Here is a 22,726-nt window from a genome sequence, read left to right on the forward strand (position 1 = left end):
TCACGTTGCTCTCAGGTTGCTCTCAGGTTGCCCTCACCCTCACCCTAACCCTCTCCCGCTTGCGGGAGAGGGAACCGTTCAGCGACGATGCTTAGTAATAAGTTGTTCCTGAAGCGTTGTGTGAAAGCCATACTCAACAGCCGCACTGACAGCCCCCTCTCCCGCAAGCGGGAGAGGGATGGGGTGAGGGAAAAATACCGCACCCCAGCTCACTCCTCTTAAAACGTCTCCCAGTTATCATTGCCCGCTGCAGCCAGCGTCGGACGTGGAGCGAGCGCAGGGGCTTTCAGCGCCGGCTGTGGCGCAGCAGCCACCAGCGAAGCCGGCGTATCATTCAGGCGGAACACCGCCACCGCCTGCGTCAGTTTACCGGCCTGATCTTCCAGCGAAGCCGCGGCTGAAGAGGCTTCCTCCACCAGCGAAGCGTTCTGCTGCGTCACGTTATCCATCTCTGTCACCGCCAGGCTGACCTGCTGAATGCCACGGCTCTGCTCATCAGACGCTGCCGCAATCTCGGCCATAATGTCGGTAACGCGGCGCACCGCTTCGACAATCTCGCCCATGGTGCTGCCGGCTTCACCGACCTGATGCGAGCCGTTACTGATCAAATCCACCGACTCGGCAATCAGCGACTCAATCTCTTTCGCCGCCTGCGCACTGCGCTGCGCCAGATTGCGCACTTCACTGGCGACCACGGCGAAGCCACGGCCCTGTTCCCCGGCGCGTGCGGCTTCTACCGCGGCGTTCAGCGCCAGGATATTGGTCTGGAAGGCGATACTGTTAATGACGTTGGTGATCTCGGCGATTTTCTTCGAGCTGCCGGAGATGTTATTCATGGTTTTCACCACACCGCTCACCAGTTCACCACCGCTGCGCGCTTTGCCAGACGCATCGGCGGCCAGCTGGCTGGCGTGATGGGCGTTTTCGGCGTTCTGCTTCACCGTGGCGGTGAGCTGCTCCATGCTGGCGGCAGTCTGCTCCAGCGCAGAAGCCTGTTGCTCGGTGCGTGATGACAGATCGGTGTTACCTGCGGAGATCTCGCTGGAGCCCTGATAAATCGCCACCGCGCCTTCCCGGACGGTGCCAACGGTGCGCACCAGCGACGCCTGCATCAGCTGCAGGTTGTGCAGCAGGCTGCCAATTTCGTTGCGACCATAGGCCTGCTCGGGGGCGGTGAGATCGCCCTGTGCGATGCGCTCAATGCGACCCACCGACAGGCGCAGCGGATTGATCACCACGCGGCGCAGGAATACGAAGGTGAGCAGCACCAGCAGCAGCGCGGCGGCAAAAGCCGCAGCCATCGCGATAAAACCGACGCGCGACTGATGCGCCGCTTCGGCGTTAATCGCTTCGGCGCGCTCGGTGCGGATCTTAATCGCCTTCAGCAGCACGGCATTATAGGCATCATCCAGCTTGCGGGTGACATCGGTCTCCTGCGCGACAATCCCCTCAAAGCTGCCCTGTTTCGCCGATTCGATCATCGGCTTCAGGCCTTTATCAATATAGGCGTTGAAGCTGGTGGTGAGCGGACCGTCGAGCGCCAGGTCAGCCGGCGTCTTCATTTTGCGATCCATATAAATTTTGAAGCCCTCGCGCGCCTGCTTAATGCGCGTTTCGGTGCGCGCCAGATCGGCACGATAGCCATCCATTTCACCGATGCGCGCCGCCGCGCCCGACTGCAGTACATTAAGGCGTGCGGTTCGCAGATGGTTTGAGCTGTTAGAAATGCCCATGCGCACCTGAATCTCATCGGTGGCGTCATTGAGGGAATTATTGCTCTGAATCAGAAAGTAGCTGGCGAGTCCAATGCACAGGGCAAAAAGCAGCAGAATGCCACCAAAGATCATGCTGAACAGAGGCATCAGGCGTAGGTTTTGCCAGATGCTGAGCTTATGTTGCTCATCTATCGATGCTGTTTTCATTTCCTTGCTCTCATAGTGGTAAGGGGTTCTGAAAACAAGCATCGGCAGCAGGGGATAAAAGCTTAGCGGGGAAGTGGGATCGCGCTCGCAAAACGCTCAAAAATAATCAAGGCCAGTCGCGGGGACTGGCCTTGACCACAAAGCGTATTATCGGTGGGTGAAATTATCGCACGTTGACATAAATGCCCGAGGTAACATTATCAGTCAGGCGCACCACATGATAAATAACCTGTTTATTATGCGTTTTAATTTTGCGTTTAATATTGCCTTTATGTGACGAAACAGTTTTCGCTTTGATTTGCATCTTATCCGAAATCTGAATGGTGTCATGACCTGACATCCACATCTTCAGCATATTCGATTCAGTCTGGCTCAATGTCAGTGGATGAATATCCAGCCCGGCAGAAATGCGCGGTGACGCATTGAGTTTCTTTTGCAGGTAGGTGCCCAGCAGGGAGTCCAGTGTCGATGTTTTTATCGATTTTGACGTAATAATCAGGTTCTTACGAACGTAGAGGTATTCCTCAAAATGGATATTCGAGATCGCCATAAAAATAAAGAATAGCGTATCCGGATGCTGCATGATAATAGAACGAATGCGATCGCTGGAATCGGATTCGTGAATAAAGCATTCTTCGTTAATAAATACTACGCCCGGTTTTAATTGCTCACACCGTTGTTGCAATTGTTCGATGTCAGACACGGAAGTAATATTTTTCTTTTTGACTCCTTTTGCCGACATATAGTCTGACAAACCCAGGCGTGTGTAGTTACATGAATCCATAATAATCGTTGGCATTATAGCGACCCTCACCAATTTGTTATCCGTTTAAATCAACGATGAATACGCGTTTGCGGTACGAGAGAGATTTCCAAAGACACTTTTTTATTCTGCTCGGCAGACTGGCGTAATGCATTCCTGCGCCATCTTGACTCGTCCCTGACCCGTTCTGCGAAGTTTATTGTGTTACTTCCACGTCACTCTTGTCCCCGCGATAGTGGGAATCGCCGGGAATTTGGTTTATGTGTTTCTTTCGCTCTGTTTTGAGAGCCCTGTCACTATCGCGCAAGTCACAGACAAATCTGATAGGACAATTCTTAAAAACATTTGAATCGCGAAAGTGTGACGTTTCAGCGAGTGTTGACAATGCCGGAAAAAAGGGATTTAGACAAGAAAAATCGCTGTAATATTTTTTTTGTTTAAAAACAGCCCTTTGAGCATTTTATCAACCGATTCACCGGCTTAACCGGCTTAGGAATCGTCTGACTAAAATACGCGAAGCGCCGTTTAATAAGAATAATTTTCACCATAAATGCGCATTTATCAGAATATCCTCAGTTGATTTCTGAAAAATATGGTTCGAAAAATGCACAGAATGTTTTTGATTACTTAACTATCGTATAAGAAGGTTAACAGTATCGTTAATCAACGGGCAGGGGAAAGTTCTGATACAAACTGCGCGAGTAAATCAAAGACTTCACCGAACAGATGTTCACAGAAAGGTGCAAGCAACGGCATCATCATACCCAGACTCAGGATCCCTACCGTTAAGGTGATTGGGAAGCCGATGGCGAAAACCGACAGCTGAGGTGAAACGCGGTTTAACAAACCTAGTGCCAGGTTTAGCGTGAGGAGCAGAATTATTAGGGGTAGCGCTAACATCATGCCATTAAGGAAAATTAAGCTGGCGGCTTTGGTCAGCGCCATGAAGGCGTTGGCGTTGAGTGGCTGATCGTTAATCGGCAACGTGTGAAAACTGTCCACCAGTAACGAGATCAACCACAGGTGACCGTTGAAGGTCAGGAACAGCAGCATCGCCAGCATGTCGAGAAAACGGGCCAGCAGCGGCATGTTGATCCGGCTGTTCGGGTCGAGCAGGGTGGCAAAAGAGAGACCCATCTGCAGACCAATCATCTCACCGGCCAGCCGCACGGCAGAAAAAGCCAGCTGCATGGTCAGACCAATCCCCACGCCAATCAGCAACTGCTGCACCAGCATCCAGAAGCCCGCCGGAGTAAACAGCGTCACTTCGACCGGCGGCAGCAGCGGCATCAGAATCCAGGTGGTGACTACCGCCAGTCCAATTTTGACCCGTTTTGGAATCGAACGTTCATTCAGCAGCGGCGCGCTGGCAAACAGCGCCAGCAAACGCACCATCGGCCAGAAGAATTGCGCCACCCAGTGCACCAGCTGGCTGCTGTCGAGGGTGACCATTAGCCGATGATATAAGGCAGGTTGCTGAACAGGGTACGGATGTAGTCCAGCATCAGGTTGAGCATCCACGGTCCGGCCACCACGGCGGTGGCCGCAACGGCAAGAATTTTCGGGATAAACGACAGTGTCTGTTCGTTAATCTGCGTTGCCGCCTGCAGAATACTGATCAGCAAACCGCTCACCATCGCCACCAGCAGCAGCGGAGCGGCCATCATCAGGGCGATACGCATCGCTTCCTGGCCCATTACCATTACCGATTCCGGTGTCATGTTGCGCTCCTGTCGAGAGAAAGGTGAGGGCGGAAAGCCACTCAGGAGTAAAAACTTTGCGCCAGCGATCCCACCAGCAGCTGCCAGCCATCCACCAGCACGAACAGCATCAGCTTAAACGGCAGCGAAATCGTGGCCGGCGGCACCATCATCATCCCCAGCGCCATCAGTACGCTGGCGACCACCAGGTCGATGATCAGAAACGGAATAAAGACGGTGAAACCAATCTGGAAAGCGGTTTTCAGCTCGCTGGTGACATAGGCGGGCAGCAGAATGCGCATCGGCACCGCTTCCGGCCCCTGAATCGGCGCGCTGTTGGCGAGACGGGCGAACAGGGCCAGGTCGGCTTCGCGCGTCTGGCGCAGCATGAACTCACGCAGCGGCTGGGCACCTTTGTCGATCGCCACGTCCATGCTGATTTTGTCCTGGCTGAACGGCAGATAGGCATCGGTGTAAATCTTGTCGAAGGTCGGCGCCATGATAAAGAAAGTCAGGAACAGCGCGAGACCCAGCATCACCTGATTCGGCGGCGCGGATGGCGTGCCCAGTGCGTTACGCAGCAGACCAAACACAATAATGATGCGGGTGAAACTGGTCATCATCAGCAACACCGCCGGAATAAAGGTCAGCGAGGTAATGAAGACCAGCGTTTGCACCGGCAGCGACCAGCTCTGGCCGCCATTGGCCAGCGGCTGGCTGATCAAACCCGGCAGCTGCGCATGGGCAGCCGGTGCCAGCAGCATCAGCAGCGGCAGAAGAGGGAGCAATCGACGCATCATTGGGGTTTTCCGGGACGTTTAACCAGGTTCTGAAACAGCTGACGAAAATCCTGCGGCGCCGCGCTGACGGGCAGGGATGCTTCCGGTGGCAGCGGCGGCAGCGAGTGCAGATGGGTGATCTGCTGAGCGGTGACGCCCAGCACTAAACGCGCATCGGCGGTATCAACAATCACCACCCGCTCCTGACGGCCAACCTGCACGCTGGCGCTGACTTTCAGCGCCTGACCGCTCACCGCTTTCGGCGCAAAGCCGAGGCGTTTTGCCAGCCAGCCGCAGGCAAGAATCAGCAGCACGATCACCGCCAGCACGCTGCTGACTTGCCCGACGACCGAACTGGTAGACACCACCGGCTGGGCGTGAGCGGGCTGCACGGTTTGCGCGTTTTTTAACATGATTAGCGGCTCAGACGACGCATACGTTCGGACGGGGTAATAATGTCGGTGATGCGCACGCCATATTTGTCGTTCACCACTACCACTTCACCCTGCGCGATCAGATAGCCGTTGATCAGAATGTCCAGCGGCTCGCCGGCCAGGCCGTCAAGCGCCACCACCGAACCCTGCGTCAGGCGCAGCAGCTCTTTGATGGTCATCTTGGTACGACCCAGTTCCACGGTCAGTTTGACCGGGATATCCATGATCAAATCGATGTCCTGCAGCGAGCCGCTAGCGGCGCTGGCCTCAAGCGACTTAAATACGTTATCGCCTGGCTCCGCTGTACTGCTGGTCGCCGCCTGCTCGTTCATCGCTTCAGCCCACAGATCGTCCGCAGAGATATCATCGGACGGTTTTTTGCTGTCACTCATTGGGCTGTTCCTCATTCAGCGAATTCAAAATCGGGTTAATCAGATGTTCTACACGCAGCGCATACTGGCCGTTGAGCGTGCCATACTGGCTCGTCAGTACCGGTACGCCGTCGACGTGGGCAATGATGCGGTCCGGCTTCTCAATGGGCAGGACGTCACCAGGTTTCAGTTGCAAAATACGTGACAGACGCAGCGACGTTTCAGCGAAGTGGGCAATCAGCTCCAGCTCCGAGTGCTGCACCTGTTTCACCAGATTGTCGCGCCAGTGGTTATCTTCCTGACGCGAGTTCTCCAGCGGTGGATTGACCAGCAGCTCGCGCAGCGGCTCAATCATCGAAAACGGAATACAGATATTGAATTCACCCACCAGGTTGCCAATCTCCACCTGGAACGGCGTGTTGACCACGATATCGTTCGGTGAGGTGGTGATGTTGGTGAACTTCACCTGCATTTCAGAACGCACATATTCCACTTCCAGCGGATAAATGGCTTTCCATGCGTCGCTGTAGCCTTCCAGCGCCAGCTTGAGCATGCGGCGAATCACGCGCTGCTCGGTGTGGGTGAACTCACGGCCTTCCACTTTGGTCGGAAAACGACCGTCGCCGCCAAACAGGTTATCCACGGCGATAAACACCAGGCTCGGCGAGAACACCACCAGCGCAGTCCCCCGCAGCGGCTGCAGGTGAATCAGGTTCAGGTTGGTTGGCACCGGCAGGTTGCGGGCAAACTCATGGTACGGCTGAATCTTGATTGCCCCAACGCTGATATCCGGGCTGCGGCGCAGCAGGTTGAACAGCGCCATACGGAAATGACGGGCAAAACGCTCATTGATGATCTCCAGCGCCTGCAGACGCTCGCGCACCACGCGACGCTGGGTATTGGGATCATAGGGGCGGATATCGCCATCGGCCCCTTTGGAACTGTTCTCTACTTCCGCACTGTCACTGTCGCCATTGAGCAGCGCGTCAATCTCAGCCTGGGAGAGAATGCTATCGCCCATTAAGTCACCTCAAAATGAAGGCGGTAAACAGCACGTCACTGACTACCTGCGCAGGTTGACCTTTTACCAGCGGTGGCGCCAGCACCTGTTTGATCTGTTCAACCAGGGCCTGTTTGCCTTGCTCGGTTGCCAGCGCGCTGGCGCTCTGACGTGAAAGCAGCAGCAGCAAACGGCTGCGCACCTCAGGCAGGTAGTCATTCAGCCGACGACGGGTATCCTCATCCGGCAGACGCAGGGTAAAGCCTACGTACAGCACGCGATCGGGATCGTTATCGGGATTGACCAGGTTAACCGTAAACGTATCCATTGCAAAAAATACCGGGGCGGGCGGTGGCTCCACTTTGGCAGCCTCCGGCTTGTCACCCTCGTGTTTATTCATCATTCGCCAGACTGCATAGCCTGCCACGCTGCAAGCGGCCAGCGTTACAATCAGTAACACCGGAATTAGTAATGAACGTTTGCGGCCTTTAGCTTTCGCGTTATCAGACATGTTTGCAGTTACTTCCTGTGAATTATGGGCAAGCCTCTCGGCTTACCTGGACAGATTATCCCGCGTCTTAAGTCAAACAATGGGAAGAAAAGACGCGGGTTTTACGCTTACCTTCAGCGTTTAGTCGCTGTCAGGCAAAGATATCGACAGCGCCGTTGCCGGTCGCGCGCGCCTGGAGGGCTGCCGGGACGGCAATAGGCGTTATCTCGTTGTCACTGTCCTGGGAGAGGGTAAAGCTGCCGTACTGGCCGTCGCGACGTCCTTCCTGCTGGCCCTGATAACTCTGGCCCTGTGCGAAGGCGTCGCTGTTGACGTTACTCTGTCCCAGGTTAATGCCGCTCTCCGCCAGCGCCGTACGCAGCTGTGGGAGCGCCGCTTCCAGCGCGGCCCTCACATGGCTGTGGCTGGAAACCATTGTTAACTGTGCCTGATCTTTATCCAGCGTCAGGCTGATCTGTATCGCGCCGAGGTCTTCCGGATGCAGACGTAATTCGGCGTTCTGCTGGCCGTTACGGCTGAACATCACAATCTGCTGACTCAGCGCCTGCTGCCACTCGTTGCTGCCCAGCTGCGCATTCAGCATCGGCGTGGAAGGCGCGCTGCTGGTGCTGGCCGTGGTGCTGACCAGCGGACTTGTACTGCTCAGCGGGCTGCTGATGGCCGGCGCGCTGCTGTCATGGCTGCTGGGCATCTCGCGCCGCTCTTCCGGTTTGCTCAGCGTGCTCAGCACCTGCTGAAAACTCTCATCCAGCGTCATACCGCTGTTGCTGGCCGGCGTGCCGCTGGCGGCCGCGCTCTGCACCGGGCTATGGCTGACACCGGTCAGGCTGGTCAGCGCATCGCTGCCTTTAGATGGCTGTCCATCCGGCTTCGCCTGTTCCTCTTTCAGCACACTTTGCAGCGAACTGTTAAGTAACGCAGCGTTTAAGCTGGTGCGCGCCTCACCCCGGGTTTCCAGCGCGGTGCTGTTATCCGCTGGCGGGCTGCTGCGGTTTTCGACCACCGCTGGCAACATGGCAAACAGCGCCTGCACATTCTGTAAGTCGCTGGCAGTTAACGAACTTGCTGCGCGCTTGTCATTATCATCGGCTGATTTCAGTCCGGCTTTAGTGTTTTCCGGCTGTAAAAGTGCGTTTAACGCCTCTGGTTTGTCCAGTGCCTGCAGCAGGGCGCTTAATGACGCTTTTGTGACGTTTTTAGCGTCAATTTCTGCCGCCAGATCAGCGGATTGCGCGCCATTTCCCTGCTGCTTAACCAGCGTCAGCAGGCGGTTGCCCAGCTCAGTAATAAATCCCTGCGGCAGGGTGTCAGCAGCGGACAGATTGTCCACTGCCGATGAAGGTTGTGCTTTGCCGGTTTTAGCAAGCTGTGTCAGCAGTGTTGGCAGCGTGTTCATTCGCCTTTCCTCAATGCGGCCCGTTGGGCAAATTCATCCATCCGTTTCTGATCGAGACGGCTTTCCTGTCGTAATGCGTTCTCTTCCGCGCGGGTAATCAGCGTCTGATAGGCATTCAGCTTCTTATGCTTTTCACGCCAGTTGCTCAGCGCCTGTTCCAGCCGCTGGTTCCACTGATTAAGCTGCTGGCGATGCTGTTCGATGGCTTTTTCCAGCGTCTGAATAAACTGGTGATAATTGCTCCAGCGCGTGCTGGCGATGCCGCCGGACATATCCTGATTGAGCTTATTACGGTACTCATCCTGGTAATCGAGCAGCATGCTGAGCTGCTGATCGGCCTGCTGCTGACCGCGACGCATGTCGCCGAGGTGGATCACCGCCTGTTCCAGATCCTGCTCCGCCAGGTCGCGCAGCGTATCAATCGCATTGGCTGTCTTCATCGCGTTACCTCAAGTTGGGCGGCGTTAGCCGAACATCGCCTGCAGGTGCAGACAGGCATCGTCATAATCGCTGCGTTCAAAAATGCCCTGCTGCAGGAAAGCTTCCATCTGCGGATAGAGCTTAATGGCCCGGTCCAGCATCGGATCGCTGCCTGCGGCATAAGCGCCGACGCTCACCAGATCGCGGTTACGCTGAAAGCTGGAGAGCAACTGCTTGAACTGGCGCACGCGCGCATAGTGGGTTTCATCAATCAGCGAGGTCATGGCACGGCTGATCGACGCTTCAATATCAATGGCCGGATAGTGACCGGCCTCCGCCAGGCGACGCGACAGCACGATGTGGCCGTCGAGAATAGCGCGTGCCGAGTCGGCAATCGGGTCCTGCTGGTCGTCGCCTTCGGTCAGTACGGTATAGAACGCGGTGATTGAACCGCCGCCGTGAATGCCGTTGCCGGCGCGTTCTACCAGCGCCGGCAGCTTCGCGAACACCGATGGCGGATAGCCTTTGGTGGCCGGCGGCTCGCCGATCGCCAGCGCGATCTCACGCTGCGCCATGGCGTAGCGGGTGAGGGAGTCCATGATCAGCAGCACGTGCTGACCGCGATCGCGGAAATCTTCGGCGATGCGCGTGGCATAAGCGGCCCCCTGCATACGCAGCAGTGGCGAAACGTCGGCCGGCGCGGCGATCACCACCGAGCGCGCGCGCCCTTCGGCGCCAAGAATGTTCTCGATAAACTCTTTAACTTCGCGGCCACGTTCACCAATCAGGCCCACCACGATGACGTCGGCTTTGGTGTAACGCGCCATCATGCCGAGCAGCACCGATTTCCCCACGCCGGAGCCGGCAAAAAGCCCCATACGCTGGCCGCGGCCCACAGTGAGCAGGGCGTTGATTGCCCGCACGCCGGTATCCAGCACATCGTGGATCGGCGTACGCTGCAGCGGATTGAACGGCGCGGTGATCAGCGGCGCGCGGTAGCCGGTTTCCGGCGCGGGCAGGCCATCCAGCGGCTTGCCGCTGCCGTCCAGCACGCGACCAAGTAGCTCCGGCCCCAGCAGCAACTGTTTACCGCTGTGATCGCCGTGCACGCGGGCATACACGCGCGCGCCGGGCAGAATGCCATCGACCTCTTCCAGCGGCATCAGAAACAGTTTCTGGCCGTTGAAGCCGACCACTTCGCTTTCCACTTCGGTAATCGTGCCGTTGTCGTGGCGCTCAATAATGCAGGTGGCGCCCAGCGGCAGCTGCAGGCCGGTGGCTTCCAGCACCAGACCGGTGGCGCGCGTCAGGCGGCCGTAGCGGCGCACCGTCTGCACCTGACTGATGCGGTCTTCAAAACTGTCGAGCGCGCCCAGCCAGCGCGAAAGGCGTGACGTCATCAGAATGCTCCCGGTGCCGCCAGACGGCACAGCTCCTGCCAGCGCGTGGCGACGCTGGCATCCAGATCGCCGTCTTCGGCGCTGAGTTTACAGCCGCCGGGATGCAGCGAACTGTCGGCCAGCAAACGCCAGCCGTGTAAATCGAGCGTTGGGCCCAACGTCTGCTCAACGCGCTGCAGATCGTCCGGGTGCACGCGCAGCTGCGGTTTGCCGCTGAACATTGGCTCCTGCTGAATCAGCTGCTGGATCTGGCGCAGCAGGGCGCTGCCATCCACCTGCGTCGCCTGGCCAATCACCGTGCGCGCCGCTTCCAGCGCCAGCTGCATCAGGCGCGACGCAATCACGCTATCCAGCGCTTCCAGCGTGTGATGAAACTCGGTGACCAGCTGCTGCATACGCGCCTGTAACGGAGCCTGCTGCTGCTGGGCATCGGCCAGTCCCTGCTGGAACCCGGCGTCATAGCCGTTTTGCTGCGCTTCGGCGAAGCCTTTCTGATAACCTTCGCTGTAGCCCTGCGTCTGCGCATCTTTACGCATCTGCTGCTGCAGACGTTCCAGCTGCTGCTGCTGTTCATCTTCCTCGCTCAGCACGAGGTCGCTGTCCGGCTCCTCTGCCAGCAGCAGTTCAGGTTCGGGCGGCTGCGGTGCGCCTAAATCATCAGGCTGCCAGCGCTGCCATGCACGGGCGGAAAAGGCATCAGACATAGGTTTCCTCGCCACCACCAATTACCATCTCGCCTGCTTCCGCCAGACGGCGCACGATAAGCAGGATTGCTTTCTGTTCGTTCTCCACCGCGGACATACGGACCGGGCCACGGTTGGCGAGGTCGTCGCGCAGGATATCGGCGGCACGCGCCGACATGTTTTTGAGGAATTTCTCGCGCAGCGGCTGCTCGGCGCCTTTCAGGGCAATCAGCAGCTGCTCGGACTCCACTTCCTGCAACAGACGCTGGATGCTGCGGTCGTCCACTTCCACCAGGTTTTCGAACAGGAACATCTCGTCGATGATCTTCTGCGCCAGCTCGCCATCGAAGTCGCGTACTGCTTCGATAACCGCTTCTTCCTGCTGGGTTTTCATCAGGTTGATGATTTCCGCTGCGGTTCTCACGCCGCCCATCTTCGCGCGTTTGAGGTTGGTGCCATCCAGCAGGCCATTGAGCACTTCGGTCAGCTCTGCCAGCGCCGCTGGCTGTACGCCGCCGAAGGTGGCGATACGCAGCATCACATCGTGGCGCAGACGCTCGTCGAACAGCGCCAGAATATCCGCCGCCTGGCCGCGCTTCAGGTGTACCAGAATGGTGGCGATAATCTGCGGGTGCTCGTCGCGGATCAGATCCGCCGCCGCCTGCGGCTCCATAAAGTTGAGGGTTTCCATGCCGCTGGTGGTTTCGCGTGTTTCGAGGATATCTTCCAGCAGGCTGGAGGCGCGCTCTTCGCCCAGCGCCTTGATCAACACCGAACGCAGGTAGTCGTTGGAGTTGAGGCTCAGCGCAGCAAACTGTTCGGCATCGGTTTCGAACTCGCGCAGCACTTCGGTCAGCTGCTTGTGCGAAATCTGTTTCATGCTGGCCATCGCGGCGCTGAGGTGCTGTACCTCACGCTGGTTGAGGTGTTTAAACACCTCGGCCGCACGCTCTTCGCCAATGGTCATCATCAGAATGGCGCTCTTTTCAGTACCGGTCAGACTCATAGTTCGTTACTCATCCATTCGCGGATAACCAGCGCCACAACGCGCGGATCGTTTTCAGACATATCGCGGATGCGCTGGCTCATCACCTCGGCGCTCATGCGGTTGTTAGATTTGCGCTCCTGGTCCAGCTCGTCTTTATTGATCTGGACGCTGTAAGCGGCTTCTTCTTCACGCGCGGCAGCACGGGCAGCGGCGGCTTCGGCGGCGGCTTTCTCGGCTTCGCGTTTACGCAGCAGCTGCGGACGCACCATTTTGCGGTAGAGGATGAAGGCAACCAGTGCCACCAGCAGCCAGCGACCGGCGGTCATCAGCTGATCAAAGAACGACTGCTGCTGCCAGAAGGGCAGGTCGCCGCCGGTCGGCTCGGTGGTGTTGAACTGCGAGTTCACCACGTTGACGCTGTCGCCACGTGTTTGCGAATAGCCCATCGCTTCGCGGGTCAGATCTTCAATCTGCTTGATCTGCTGATCGTTCAGCGCCACCGCTTTGCCTTTGCCGTCATCGCGGTAGTTGACCACCACGGCGACCGACAGGCGCTGCACGTCACCGACGTTGAGTTTGGTGTGACGAATGGTGCGATCCAGCTCGTAGTTCACCGTATCGTTGCGGCTGGAGCTGCTCGGGCCGCTGCTCTGCGCGGTGCTGGTCGAGGTGCCGGCATTCTGCGCGTTGTTGTTCTGCTGGCCGTTAGCGTTGTTATTGTTCTGCTGCTGCGGGTTGGTGACCGGCGCGGTATTGGCCGGCGCAGGCTGATTCGACAGCGCACCCGGCACGCCGCCCGGATACGGGCTGCCGTTCTGATCGCTGGTGCTGGTCTGGCGTGAGCGAATCGCCGTGTTATTCGGGTTCGCATTCGGCTGATACTTCTCGTCCGTCTGCTCGCTGCGGTCAAAGTTAATCTGCGCGGTCACCTGCGCATGCACATTACCCTGACCGAGAATCGGATTCAGAATGGCTTCAATGCGCTGCTGATAGCGTGCTTCCACTTCGGAGGCGTATTTCAGCTGGGCATCATTAAGATCGCGGCCTTCGCTGTCGGAGCGCGTCAGCAGGCGACCCGCCTGATCGACCACGGTCACATTGCCTGGTGGCAGACCGGCCACGCTGCTGGAGACCATGTGCTGAATCGCCTGAATCTGGCCTTCATCCAGCGCACGGCCCGGTTGCAGGTTCAGCGTTACTGAGGCAGACGGAGATTTTTGCTCGCGCACGAACAGCGTCGGTTTTGGCATCGCCAGATGCACGCGCGCGCTCTTCACCGGTCCGAGCGTTTCGATGGTGCGCGCCAGCTCACCTTCCAGCGCACGCTGGTAGTTAATCTGCTCACTGAACTGGCTGATACCAAACTTCTCTTTATCCATCAGTTCAAAGCCTACCGAACCCCCTTTCGGCAGTCCCTGCTGGGCAAGGCGCAGACGCAGCTCATGCACTTTATCGGCGGGCACCATCAGGGCGCCGCCGTTTTCAGCGAACTGGTAAGGGATGTTCATCTGGGTGAGCTGGGTAACAATCGCGCCGCCATCCTCATCAGAGAGGTTGTTATAGAGAACGCGATAGTCGGGCGCTTTGGCCCACAGCACCAGCGCCAGAACCACGGCGATAGCGGCCGCGGCAGCAACGATTAATGGAATACGCGGATTTGCGCGCAGGCGGGCGAGAAGGTCATTAAAGCCTTTCTTTGCTGTATCCTGTGTGGCGGCTGCACTCGCATTCATGACCAATTCCTGCCTGACATAATTGACCGGGTGTATGTAGGTGACAAAACTGACTCCCTGATACGCATCCCCGCCCGTTGATGCCGTGTAGCTGGCCGACGGGGTAGGGGAAAAAATGAAATTCCAATCTAATGCCTGGCATTATTTGATGAATCGTGTCACTTCGATGGCTGGATAAGCCGGGTTTTTTGCAGTCATTTAGCGCCTTTGTCCTATTGACAGTGTGTTAACTTTTCCTCCGTGAAAAAAAGAACCCTTCATCTATGAGGTACAGGCAATGTCAATTCAGGCAATTGATGGCGTACTGCAGCAGCTGCAGCTGACGTCACTGCAGGCCAGTGGCAAACCGACCGAGTCCGCCAGTCAGCTCGATTTTGGTGCCACCATGAAAGCCGCGCTGGATAAAATCAGCGCCACCCAGACCGCTGCGCGCAGTCAGGCGCAGGATTTTGAGCTGGGTAAACCGGGCATCCAGTTGAATGATGTGATGGTCGATCTGCAGAAATCGTCGATTTCGATGCAGATGGGGATTCAGGTGCGTAACAAGCTGGTGAATGCCTACAGCGAGATCATGAGCATGCAGGTCTAGCGGCGCGCAATAAAAAACCGCCTGAGAGAGGCGGTTTCGTCAGGGTCAGGGCAGTGACAGTTTTTCGCTGATCGTCCTGTAGCCCTGTTCAGCGAAGCGTTGCTTGCTGATGGCATCGTTTTTGGTGGGTTCAAACCAGGCACCTTCTCCACTGGTTGAGAAAAACCAGACTTCTGGCTGTTCTGCGCCGCGCTGCACCCAATAAAATCCTTCCTGCATTATCATGTCCTCCTCACAGGAATATAGTTCAGCTACGCTGCGCTTAACAGCGTAACTGACAATATTCTCACCTGCAGACGAAAACCTAAGCAGATTGCACCTCTTCCGGTGGCATCAGTTTGCCACTGAGAAGTTTAAAACCGGCAGATTTAAAACGAGGCAGAGAAAGCGGTATCGGCTCCATCGGGCGATAAAAACCGCGTCCAGCATCCCAGTACCATACCTCAGGCTCAGTTGTGCTGCTGCCTACCCAGTAAAAACCCGTATCCATCAGTGCTCTCCAGAAATGAATGAAGGCACGCCTTCTCTAATTTCCGCAAAATAATGTCTTAATTAAACTCAATGATCAATCTCGGTTGCCGCTTCGCTTATTAACGCCAGCAGTCAGCGGCCACGAAAATAACATCCGGTGGGTCGGTCCAGATATCATCGAAGGTATTTTACTGATCCTGATAAGGATCTTTTTTGTCATCCTGACTGTCATCGCGTGTACGCGGGATTTCGCCGTGCTCACGAGCATCATCATGGGCTGGATGATCATCTTCCTCATAAGCATTACCTGCATGCGGCGCGGCTTCCGGTAAACCCTTGTGTACCTCGCCCTCGTTTTTACGCTCCTTGTTGGTTTCGTGTTGTTTCATCTTTCTCTCCAGTAGGGGTTTTGTTGTGATGAATTTTAGCTGATCGCTGGCCGTTTCTGGCGGCCGTAATCGTTTTCACACTCTACACGCAGAACGGCTAAATTGTACAGTTTTGCAAAGTTGTACAAGTTTATGGGGGCTGTATAGAAGTGCACGCGTCAGCAAGGAGTAAAAATAATTTTGTTGAGCAGAAAGAGAGGCTTAGCACAGTGCCTGATATTTTATTCAGGTTAACCGCATGATTTTTCCTGCAAAAATGGTGATTTATTGTTGAAGAGAATGGCAAAATTATTGTGCAAATCTCCTCTGACCACACGAAATGCTAACTAAATTGTTGTACAAGTTTTCCATCTTTGTATAACTTCTCGCTTGTGGCAGTCAGTCACACGTAACGAATGATGCTTTGCATCGCCTCTGAAGGTGTTGTGGATTTCCACTTTCAGAGGCTGCTTTTTTACCTGTGCTGATTCAAAAATTTAACCTGAGTAACCGATTAATCACTGCAGTTTGCACTGCAGCTTACCCGATGAGGCTTGTTATGAAACAGAATGCATCGACGTCAGCAGAGTCTCAATTGTCAGAATATTTCCAGCACGCGGGTTCAGAATATGCCAGTGAAAAAGAGGTCATCGCGCTGATTTACAAACAGCTGGCGGCGGTGAAACTGCGCGTGAGCAATAAAGATATTATTCTGGCGCTGCTGGAGCGATTAGAGTCTGAACATGACGTGGTTCAGCTGGATATTTATCGCCAGGCACTGGAACTTATTGTTCAGCGCACGCCTGACGATATCGCTTCCTGAAACCTGTGTCTGTCGTACTCCACTCCATTGCCGAAACACGGACGTTTAGTTGCCTGTTTGTTTCGCCCCTTAGCTTAGGGGCATTTATTCTCTTCGCGTCTCGTTTCCTGCCTGAATAAGCCCAGCGTGAAATGCACAATTGCCTCTATTCTCTGCTACAGTATTTAGCTGGAGTAAGCTTTCATGCAAGCAGGGTTACTCATTACGCCAGAGGGCGTATCACTTTATCGGGCACGCATGAATGTCTGATTCGCGGCGCAGGCCGCTGGGCAAACCTATGAATGATGGTTATTACTGGATTAAAGATGGCGAGCGTCATCCGGAAGTGTGGCTGTACCAGAAGCAGTTTGGCTGGTTTCGCCCGTGCAGCGCGGTGCCAATGACGCAGCGTACCTTTGAGATGATGAAGTACGTAGTGCTCAGTGAACGGCTGGAAGAACCGGCGCGTGAGACTGAGTGTTAAGCCTGTGACCGCCGTTACGGCGGTCAGCTTTGCCGGTTACTTAATCTCCGGCCAGGCTACTGCCGGGAAACCATTAAACTGTGGGCGGGCAAACAGATAGCCCTGGAATTGACTGACACCGACCGCTTCCAGCCACATCCACTCCTCGGCTTTCTCCACGCCTTCAGCAATCACCGCGATCTCCAGCGAAGCGCAGCACTTAATAATGGCATGCACAATCGCCTGTTTTGGGCCGCTTTTGTGCACGTCACTGATGATTTCCCGATCGATTTTGATCTTATCCGGCTGGAATTTAGACAGCAGCGACAACCCCGCAAACCCGGCACCAAAGTCATCCAGCGCCAGGCTGATACCGGCCGCCTTAAGTTTTCTTACTTCTGCCGTAAATTCTTCAGCACGCGAGATGATTTCATTCTCCGTCACTTCCACCACGATCTGCTCCGGTACCAGACCGTTGGCCGCGATTTCCTGCAGCAGGAAATCCACCGCATTCGGGACGGTGACCAGTGACATCGGCAGCAGATTGATGGTCAGCGTCTGCTCGCCGAGGCCGAGATTTTTCGCCAGGTTGAAGGCCAGACTTTTGGACTGAATATCAGCATGGTAAATCGCATCACCGCCAAACGCAGAGAAGTACTCCTGAGGTGAACCGCCGTCCGGCGTGCGAATCAGTGCTTCATAGGCCGTAATACGCCGCGAGAAGGGATCAACAATCGGCTGAAACGCAAACCGGCAATCCTGCACATAATGGTGCAGACTCTCCAGCTGACGCTGGCTTTCCGCATCAGTGATAAATTCCCAGGTATTCGCCGGCGGGATCTCGAAATAGTTCTCTTTTTCCCGCGCCTCAACGAAGGTGCGCAGGAACTGCAGTGCACGGTCGTCATAGGTCAGCTGGTAACGCGACGTGCCTTTATCCAGCACCGCCTGCAGTACGCTGGATTTGTCATGCTCGCGCAGGTCAAACAGCTCCATTCCGACGTTACCAAAGCGCCGGGCTGGCGCGAAGTCATGCATCAGCTCCACCAGATTGTGATGGCGGGCGTCGCGGCAGATACGGTCGTAAATGCCCTGAACGGCCTGATCGGGCCCTTCAAGCAGCTGGAAGAAATGTCGTCCATCAAACAACAGAATGCCGGTGACATCTGAAACTTCGTTTTTCTTATTGGCTTTGCCAACCATATCCTCCAGCGTTTTGATGGGAACGTGATCATAGAGATGGCTGCGGTAAAGGATGGTAGTCAGCATGAGATTGTCCGGCGCTATCGTTATTTTGCCTTACATTAACAGCCAGACGGCAGGTTCTGTCCAGCGCTGAGACGCGTAATCGTTAACTATTTTATTAAATTCCACTTAACCGAAGCGGCTGGCGGGGCACGCCAGGTGGAATTTTAACTCAACCGCTGGCCAGCGAGATTAACGATAAATAAATTCGATTGAAAGGATAAATGAAAAGCGTATCGTTAGCCGGGTTAACCGGAGGTGATAAAGATGTTGCGTGATTATTTGAAGATTGATGAAAGCGATCGTTTAGTTGAGCAGAGCTTGTTACGCCTGCATAACCGGGGACAGGAAGATGTCACCGAATGGCACATTGTCGGTGCCAACGGTGAGCAAAAGGGCAGCGTGGCGCTGTTCGATAAACTGAGTAACCGTCGCTCTTATCGCGTTAGTTACCGTATAACGCAAACCGATACCGAGGGAAGGGTGATCGTCGATCATCTCACCGACACGTTGTGATTTTTGCCGTAGTCTTTTGTTGGATTTGACCCGCCGCGTGGCGGGTTTTTTGCTGCTTCAGCGGCTGCCGCGCCGCCGCATTTCCACCAGCGTGCCAATCAGTTCCAGCGAACTTTTCTGACTCTGCTGCACGGGAAAATCTTCGTTCAGCGGCCGTAACGAGAAAATTTGCTCGTCGTGCATCCGAATAATTCGCACCATCGCGACGTCGTCAACCCGCGCCAGCACCACATCGCCCGGCTGGGGCACGCGTTGCGGATCAAAAATCAACCGGTCGCCGGCGCGATACGCCGGGTTCATGGCGTCATCTTCCAGCGTAACCGCCAGCGCACTGTCGCTCAGCGCTTCGTCACTGTAAAGAAAGCGGACGGCCTCCTGCTGCCACTGCAGTCGCTGCTCATTCAGCCAGTCCGCGGCCTGCACCAGCGTGACCAGCGGCACGGCAGTGAGAGCGGGGGAAGCGTGCGTACTGGCAAACGGCTGGCCGTCGCCATCAATAATCCACGCCGCGCTACACTGCAGCAACTCCGCCAGCCGCAGCAGATGCTCACCACGCGGCACCGTCTCTTCTTTCTCCCACTGCGAAACCGCAACGTGCGACACGCCAATGCCATTGGCCAGCGCCTGCTGCGTTAATTTCAGTGCCTTACGGCGCTGGCGAATGCGCTCACCACCAGATTCTTTTTTCATCATCTTGACAACTCCTCCAGGCTTGACTTAAGTATACTTAAAATCATTATTTAAAGTAAACTTAAATATGCCGCTGGCCGTGATACTGGCGAGGGAGGTCAGCGGGGTGTCCGGCTAACCCTCGCCAGGTGAGAGAGGTAGGGCATGGAGAGTAGTTTGGTCACCAGCGTAGGCGCACTGCTGCTTGGCGGTGGCGCGGCAGCGGTGTTCTGGAAACCCCTGATGGCGGGGATCGCGTCTATCGTCACCAGCAATCGCGCGGGCGGCGAGATCATCACCAGCTACAAAGAGCAGGTGCTGCTTCTCAAGGAGAGCCATGCGCTGATGCGCCAGGAAAACGATGAACTGCGTATCCGTCACGACAAAAACCTGCGGCGTATCTCATCGCTGGAGACCGATCTGCGTTTGATTAAGAACGCACTCGGTATCCTGCTGGCGACCACCGAAGCCGAGCACAGCGATAAGTTTCGCAGCCAGATTAATCAATTGATCACCACTCTGGAGGAGAACCGCGATGGTGCAGATAAACAGTGAACTGCTGGTGCGAAGCCACCGCCGTCATCTGATGCTGGGTGGCCTGCTGATGCTGTTATCGCTGCTGTGTGTGGCGATGACCATTCTGTTTCTTTACGTCAATAACGACGCCAACCGGCGCGTGGAGGAGATTCGCCAGCAGTACCGGGCGATCTCCGATCGACGCGAAGCAAAGGTCGCCGAACTGACCAGCCAGCTGGTTGAGCTGCAGAAAAAGCTGGATGCTCAGCCGCCGCGCAGCGCCAGCCACACCACAACGCCCTCCACGCCGCCGGCCGGGCAGCAAACCGCGCCACAGCAGCGGCGCTAAGGAGGACCTGATGCGTATTACCGAGCGGATCGCAGTCCGTTTGCATCAACTGCGGTCTTTATTTAGCAATAAGGAGAAAATTATGAGCGATCAAACTGTCATCAACCCAACCAGCGCTGCGGCGCAACAGGAATTGTCACCGCTGGAGAGTTTTGCCAACGAAACGGCCAGCGCGCCAGCTGCCGCTGACAGCGCAGCTGACAGCGTTGCCCAGCCAGCAACGCCGCCGGCAGCCGCAACGCCAGCCGCGCAACCGGCAGCGCCAGCCAGCGCTGAGCAACCGTTTCATGCGGATGCTCCGGTCGATCTCGATCAGCAGCTGGCAACGCAGGATACGCTGGCGAACGGCTCGGCCAGCGCAGGCGCCTCAGCGGCCGCCACGCCTGGCGTGCGCAACGCGCAGGCCGCCGCACCGGTTGCTGTCCCCGACGCGCCAGTTACTGCTACTGCCGCCAGTGATGCGGTGGCGCAGGATATCAGCGCCGGGGTGAAGGACTTTGTCCAGGCTTTCAGCTTTGTTGAACAGAGCGTGCTGAAGCTGGGCAGCGCCGCAAAGGATGAACTGATTGCGCTGGCGAAGAAGTATCTGTAATTCAGACGGGCAGGGATGCCCTGATCACCCGTTCGGTCGCGTGATCTGCCTTTCCAGTTCCAGCGGATTTCGCTGCCGGCTATTAATCTTTTTAGCGGGCGAGCCGAAGTAGATCGACCACGCTTCGGTATCGCGCGTTATCAGTGAATTGGCGCCTACCGCCGTTCCCTCTGCCAGCCTAAGGCCTGGCATAATAATGGATTGCGAACCGACGATAACATGTCGGCCCAGCACCACTTTCCCCGAGGTGACGCCGGTCAGGTGGGCAGGCACGGTGGGATTGGTCATGAATTCCCCACTGTAGTCATCACTTTTCGAGTAGATTTTTACGCCCTGCGAAAGCCCCGAGAAATCCGCCATTTCCACACCGGCACCCGCCAGTACGGCGCAGTAACCGCCAATATGAATGTAGGAGCCAAGCGTCAGATACCCATCGCCGGCAGCCACGAGGGTCGAGAATCCGTCGATGCGCACGTGATCGCCAAGGGTGATATTGTGCAGGCCAATAATGGTGCAGTTTTTTGCCACCATGACCTGCCTGCCGACGTGTTTAAAGCCGAAACTGTTCAGCTCATGTTCGGTGTAATAACCAGGATTGAAAGGTTCAGTCGACACAGTGCATTCTCCGGATGATCGGGGCTGGGGTGCCATTATAGGTGCGAAGGCAACAGTCTGTAGCGAAAGAAAAGCGCTAAATCTGACGTCAATTCATCGCAATCAGCCACGAATGGAGACTAAGTTAAGATAATTCTGCAGGCGGCTTCGCTATTATCTGCTAACTTTAATTGCTCAGGCGTTATTTTAACTGGCTTTATCAGCAAAAAGGAAAATAGCATGAGTGATACAGAGGCAATCAAAACCAAAACTGACTACCTGCGTGATGTCACCTCACAGCTAAAAGAGATGCGTCACTATGCGCAGACCAACACTGAGACGCTTTCCAGCCACTGGCTGGCCTTTGATGCCGGGGAGTATAAGGATAAAGAGTACGCCACGCGTTTCGATGCGCTGATCAACAAGCAGGGACAGCTGCTGGATGATATCGATCAGGCGATTCAGGATCTGGAAATCGCCATCAATCACAGCGAGCAGGAAAGCTAAACGCGGCAGCTGGTGGCCTAATCGGCCACCAGCCACATCTCGGCTTCATCGAACATCTCTTCAACAATACGCGCAATCGTCGCCTTGTCGTTTTTACTCATATCGGTTTCGATGGCATTACGCTCCATCGGCTTAACCCGCACCTCCAGATCCGGAAAGACGCGCTGCACGCGTTTCTCCAGCTCCTGCAAAATCATTTCGCGCGCGCCCGGTAAACCGGCTACGTTGCGCTTGTCGTAAATCAGCTCCACAAACATCAGGGCATTCCAGTAATCAAAGTGGGAGCGTCATATTACTGTAAATAAAACCAGTGACAAGCGGCATGGCGGCAATTATTTTCATACGGGTGAAACAGCGCGGCGTAAAGATGCAACGACAGGGGAACAAAGCGGGCAAAAGCAGAGGGCCTACGCAAAAAATCGAACCTCTGGAGGTGGAAATCCAGCAACACCTCCAGAGGCGGTGCAATAGCACCTTTCGTTCAAGGACAATCGACGACAGTCGTCGTGAGTATTAAGTTATACAACTTTTCCCATCTTGTACAACTTTTTCCCCGGAAATTTCTCTCCGATCGCCTTTTTATCAGTGCATCGCTTATAACTCGTTCTTAATACAGAACTCTTCCCACGTCATACCTAACGCTTCCGCGTGAGATTTCAGATAGGTTTCAATCGCTTGTGCAGCAACTGCTTTATCCGGTTCCGCCAGCTGGATGGAGAACAGAATGCCGTCGAGCTTCTTCTGACGCAGAAACGCGGCATAGATGCGCTCGGCGTGCCACGCGCGCAGTTCACGCAGGGACATATTGGCGGCGCGCGCATCACTCTCACTCAGTTCATCCAGCGCGGACTGAAAATCAGGGTGGGCGGTGAAAAACAGGCTGCGGGCCAGGGCGTAATACTCTTCAGGGGTTTTCATTCGGGGGTTCCTGCCGGTCAAATTGCG

At 55.8% G+C, this 22,726-nt stretch carries 31 protein-coding genes; 8 read left to right on the forward strand and 23 right to left on the reverse strand.

Going from position 1 to position 22,726, the window contains the following annotated elements; genetic code table 11:
• Window positions 1–218 precede the first annotated feature (218 nt).
• The 15 genes from E7738_RS03145 to fliF form a co-directional block, all read right to left on the reverse strand.
• Window positions 219–1,922, reverse strand: coding sequence for a methyl-accepting chemotaxis protein (locus tag E7738_RS03145; RefSeq protein WP_021509857.1), 1,704 nt, complete (start codon window positions 1,920–1,922; stop codon window positions 219–221).
• Window positions 1,923–2,085: 163 nt separating this feature from the next.
• The gene (rcsA, locus tag E7738_RS03150; protein WP_021509858.1) at window positions 2,086–2,721 is read right to left on the reverse strand and encodes a transcriptional regulator RcsA; all 636 of its coding nucleotides are present in this window, start codon (window positions 2,719–2,721) and stop codon (window positions 2,086–2,088) included.
• 627 nt (window positions 2,722–3,348) lie between these two features.
• Window positions 3,349–4,137 carry a flagellar biosynthetic protein FliR gene (gene fliR / locus E7738_RS03155; protein WP_021509859.1) on the reverse strand — a complete coding sequence of 263 codons (789 nt, stop codon included), beginning with the start codon at window positions 4,135–4,137 and terminating at the stop codon, window positions 3,349–3,351.
• Window positions 4,137–4,406 (reverse strand): flagellar biosynthesis protein FliQ, encoded by a 270-nt coding sequence (gene fliQ, locus E7738_RS03160; RefSeq protein ID WP_010618647.1) that lies wholly within the window; start codon window positions 4,404–4,406, stop codon window positions 4,137–4,139. Before fliQ ends, fliR begins: the two co-directional genes overlap by 1 nt.
• A gap of 41 nt (window positions 4,407–4,447) precedes the next feature.
• Complete coding sequence (gene fliP / locus E7738_RS03165; RefSeq protein ID WP_031280176.1) at window positions 4,448–5,182, reverse strand: flagellar type III secretion system pore protein FliP; 735 nt, start codon at window positions 5,180–5,182, stop codon at window positions 4,448–4,450.
• On the reverse strand, window positions 5,182–5,577 hold the full coding sequence (gene fliO / locus E7738_RS03170) for a flagellar biosynthetic protein FliO (RefSeq protein WP_058757392.1): 396 nt from the start codon (window positions 5,575–5,577) through the stop codon (window positions 5,182–5,184). The genes fliP and fliO overlap by 1 nt, the downstream gene beginning before the upstream one ends.
• 2 nt (window positions 5,578–5,579) lie before the next feature.
• On the reverse strand, window positions 5,580–5,990 hold the full coding sequence (fliN, locus tag E7738_RS03175) for a flagellar motor switch protein FliN (protein WP_127834278.1): 411 nt from the start codon (window positions 5,988–5,990) through the stop codon (window positions 5,580–5,582).
• Window positions 5,983–6,990, reverse strand: coding sequence for a flagellar motor switch protein FliM (gene fliM / locus E7738_RS03180; RefSeq protein ID WP_021509863.1), 1,008 nt, complete (start codon window positions 6,988–6,990; stop codon window positions 5,983–5,985). The genes fliN and fliM overlap by 8 nt, the downstream gene beginning before the upstream one ends.
• A gap of 4 nt (window positions 6,991–6,994) precedes the next feature.
• Window positions 6,995–7,480 carry a flagellar basal body-associated protein FliL gene (gene fliL, locus E7738_RS03185; protein ID WP_021509864.1) on the reverse strand — a complete coding sequence of 162 codons (486 nt, stop codon included), beginning with the start codon at window positions 7,478–7,480 and terminating at the stop codon, window positions 6,995–6,997.
• A gap of 130 nt (window positions 7,481–7,610) precedes the next feature.
• Window positions 7,611–8,876, reverse strand: a complete 1,266-nt coding sequence (locus tag E7738_RS03190) for a flagellar hook-length control protein FliK (protein WP_394516090.1) — start codon at window positions 8,874–8,876, stop codon at window positions 7,611–7,613.
• Window positions 8,873–9,316: a flagellar export protein FliJ gene (gene fliJ / locus E7738_RS03195; protein WP_021509866.1), complete on the reverse strand. Its 444-nt coding sequence runs from the start codon at window positions 9,314–9,316 to the stop codon at window positions 8,873–8,875. The genes E7738_RS03190 and fliJ overlap by 4 nt, the downstream gene beginning before the upstream one ends.
• Before the next feature lie 24 nt (window positions 9,317–9,340).
• Complete coding sequence (gene fliI / locus E7738_RS03200; protein ID WP_021509867.1) at window positions 9,341–10,696, reverse strand: flagellar protein export ATPase FliI; 1,356 nt, start codon at window positions 10,694–10,696, stop codon at window positions 9,341–9,343.
• Window positions 10,696–11,400 (reverse strand): flagellar assembly protein FliH, encoded by a 705-nt coding sequence (fliH, locus tag E7738_RS03205; RefSeq protein ID WP_021509868.1) that lies wholly within the window; start codon window positions 11,398–11,400, stop codon window positions 10,696–10,698. Before fliH ends, fliI begins: the two co-directional genes overlap by 1 nt.
• The gene (gene fliG, locus E7738_RS03210; RefSeq protein ID WP_021509869.1) at window positions 11,393–12,385 is read right to left on the reverse strand and encodes a flagellar motor switch protein FliG; all 993 of its coding nucleotides are present in this window, start codon (window positions 12,383–12,385) and stop codon (window positions 11,393–11,395) included. Before fliG ends, fliH begins: the two co-directional genes overlap by 8 nt.
• The gene (fliF, locus tag E7738_RS03215; protein ID WP_211725780.1) at window positions 12,382–14,100 is read right to left on the reverse strand and encodes a flagellar basal-body MS-ring/collar protein FliF; all 1,719 of its coding nucleotides are present in this window, start codon (window positions 14,098–14,100) and stop codon (window positions 12,382–12,384) included. Before fliF ends, fliG begins: the two co-directional genes overlap by 4 nt.
• A gap of 277 nt (window positions 14,101–14,377) precedes the next feature.
• Between fliF and fliE the strand changes: the two genes are divergently transcribed.
• A complete protein-coding gene (gene fliE, locus E7738_RS03220; protein ID WP_021509871.1) occupies window positions 14,378–14,689 on the forward strand; it encodes a flagellar hook-basal body complex protein FliE in 312 nt (103 codons plus the stop codon).
• Window positions 14,690–14,734: 45 nt separating this feature from the next.
• Here fliE and E7738_RS03225 read toward each other — a convergent pair whose 3' ends face one another.
• The 3 genes from E7738_RS03225 to E7738_RS03235 all read right to left on the reverse strand — a co-directional run bounded on the left by E7738_RS03225 (window position 14,735) and on the right by E7738_RS03235 (window position 15,549).
• Window positions 14,735–14,908, reverse strand: coding sequence for a hypothetical protein (locus tag E7738_RS03225; RefSeq protein WP_158251397.1), 174 nt, complete (start codon window positions 14,906–14,908; stop codon window positions 14,735–14,737).
• An 85-nt stretch (window positions 14,909–14,993) separates the two neighbouring features.
• Window positions 14,994–15,179, reverse strand: coding sequence for a hypothetical protein (locus tag E7738_RS03230; protein WP_058785645.1), 186 nt, complete (start codon window positions 15,177–15,179; stop codon window positions 14,994–14,996).
• Window positions 15,180–15,348: 169 nt separating this feature from the next.
• Complete coding sequence (locus E7738_RS03235; protein ID WP_058757398.1) at window positions 15,349–15,549, reverse strand: hypothetical protein; 201 nt, start codon at window positions 15,547–15,549, stop codon at window positions 15,349–15,351.
• 538 nt (window positions 15,550–16,087) lie between these two features.
• Here E7738_RS03235 and E7738_RS03240 point away from each other — a divergent pair.
• Window positions 16,088–16,351 (forward strand): biofilm/acid-resistance regulator YmgB/AriR, encoded by a 264-nt coding sequence (locus tag E7738_RS03240; protein WP_058757399.1) that lies wholly within the window; start codon window positions 16,088–16,090, stop codon window positions 16,349–16,351.
• A 241-nt stretch (window positions 16,352–16,592) separates the two neighbouring features.
• Window positions 16,593–16,814 (forward strand): hypothetical protein, encoded by a 222-nt coding sequence (locus E7738_RS03245; RefSeq protein ID WP_058771156.1) that lies wholly within the window; start codon window positions 16,593–16,595, stop codon window positions 16,812–16,814.
• Between the two features lie 36 nt (window positions 16,815–16,850).
• Here the strand turns inward: E7738_RS03245 and E7738_RS03250 are convergent, their stop codons facing one another.
• On the reverse strand, window positions 16,851–18,062 hold the full coding sequence (locus tag E7738_RS03250; RefSeq protein WP_058776032.1) for a diguanylate phosphodiesterase: 1,212 nt from the start codon (window positions 18,060–18,062) through the stop codon (window positions 16,851–16,853).
• 243 nt (window positions 18,063–18,305) lie between these two features.
• On the opposite strand from E7738_RS03250, the gene E7738_RS03255 reads away from it, so the two are divergent.
• Window positions 18,306–18,554: a hypothetical protein gene (locus E7738_RS03255; protein WP_394516091.1), complete on the forward strand. Its 249-nt coding sequence runs from the start codon at window positions 18,306–18,308 to the stop codon at window positions 18,552–18,554.
• A 57-nt stretch (window positions 18,555–18,611) separates the two neighbouring features.
• Here E7738_RS03255 and E7738_RS03260 read toward each other — a convergent pair whose 3' ends face one another.
• Window positions 18,612–19,247 (reverse strand): S24 family peptidase, encoded by a 636-nt coding sequence (locus tag E7738_RS03260; RefSeq protein ID WP_394516092.1) that lies wholly within the window; start codon window positions 19,245–19,247, stop codon window positions 18,612–18,614.
• A gap of 141 nt (window positions 19,248–19,388) precedes the next feature.
• Here E7738_RS03260 and E7738_RS03265 point away from each other — a divergent pair, with 141 nt between their 5' ends.
• The 3 genes from E7738_RS03265 (at window position 19,389) to E7738_RS03275 (ending at window position 20,680) form a co-directional block, all read left to right on the forward strand.
• Window positions 19,389–19,778, forward strand: coding sequence for a hypothetical protein (locus E7738_RS03265; protein ID WP_031280179.1), 390 nt, complete (start codon window positions 19,389–19,391; stop codon window positions 19,776–19,778).
• Window positions 19,759–20,088 (forward strand): hypothetical protein, encoded by a 330-nt coding sequence (locus tag E7738_RS03270; protein ID WP_104093185.1) that lies wholly within the window; start codon window positions 19,759–19,761, stop codon window positions 20,086–20,088. Before E7738_RS03265 ends, E7738_RS03270 begins: the two co-directional genes overlap by 20 nt.
• An 82-nt stretch (window positions 20,089–20,170) precedes the next feature.
• Window positions 20,171–20,680 carry a hypothetical protein gene (locus E7738_RS03275; protein WP_394516093.1) on the forward strand — a complete coding sequence of 170 codons (510 nt, stop codon included), beginning with the start codon at window positions 20,171–20,173 and terminating at the stop codon, window positions 20,678–20,680.
• Between the two features lie 24 nt (window positions 20,681–20,704).
• Here E7738_RS03275 and E7738_RS03280 read toward each other — a convergent pair whose 3' ends face one another.
• A complete protein-coding gene (locus E7738_RS03280; RefSeq protein ID WP_233210692.1) occupies window positions 20,705–21,295 on the reverse strand; it encodes an acyltransferase in 591 nt (196 codons plus the stop codon).
• 219 nt (window positions 21,296–21,514) lie between these two features.
• Here E7738_RS03280 and E7738_RS03285 point away from each other — a divergent pair, with 219 nt between their 5' ends.
• Window positions 21,515–21,781, forward strand: a complete 267-nt coding sequence (locus tag E7738_RS03285; RefSeq protein WP_021509881.1) for a hypothetical protein — start codon at window positions 21,515–21,517, stop codon at window positions 21,779–21,781.
• Window positions 21,782–21,798: 17 nt separating this feature from the next.
• Here the strand turns inward: E7738_RS03285 and E7738_RS03290 are convergent, their stop codons facing one another.
• Entirely contained in the window at window positions 21,799–22,038 is a 240-nt protein-coding gene (locus tag E7738_RS03290) for a DinI-like family protein (RefSeq protein WP_021509882.1), read from the reverse strand.
• A 337-nt stretch (window positions 22,039–22,375) separates the two neighbouring features.
• Window positions 22,376–22,699: a DUF6388 family protein gene (locus E7738_RS03295; protein WP_058776037.1), complete on the reverse strand. Its 324-nt coding sequence runs from the start codon at window positions 22,697–22,699 to the stop codon at window positions 22,376–22,378.
• Window positions 22,700–22,726 lie beyond the last annotated feature (27 nt).

This window comes from Pantoea sp. SGAir0430, from assembly GCF_043549295.1.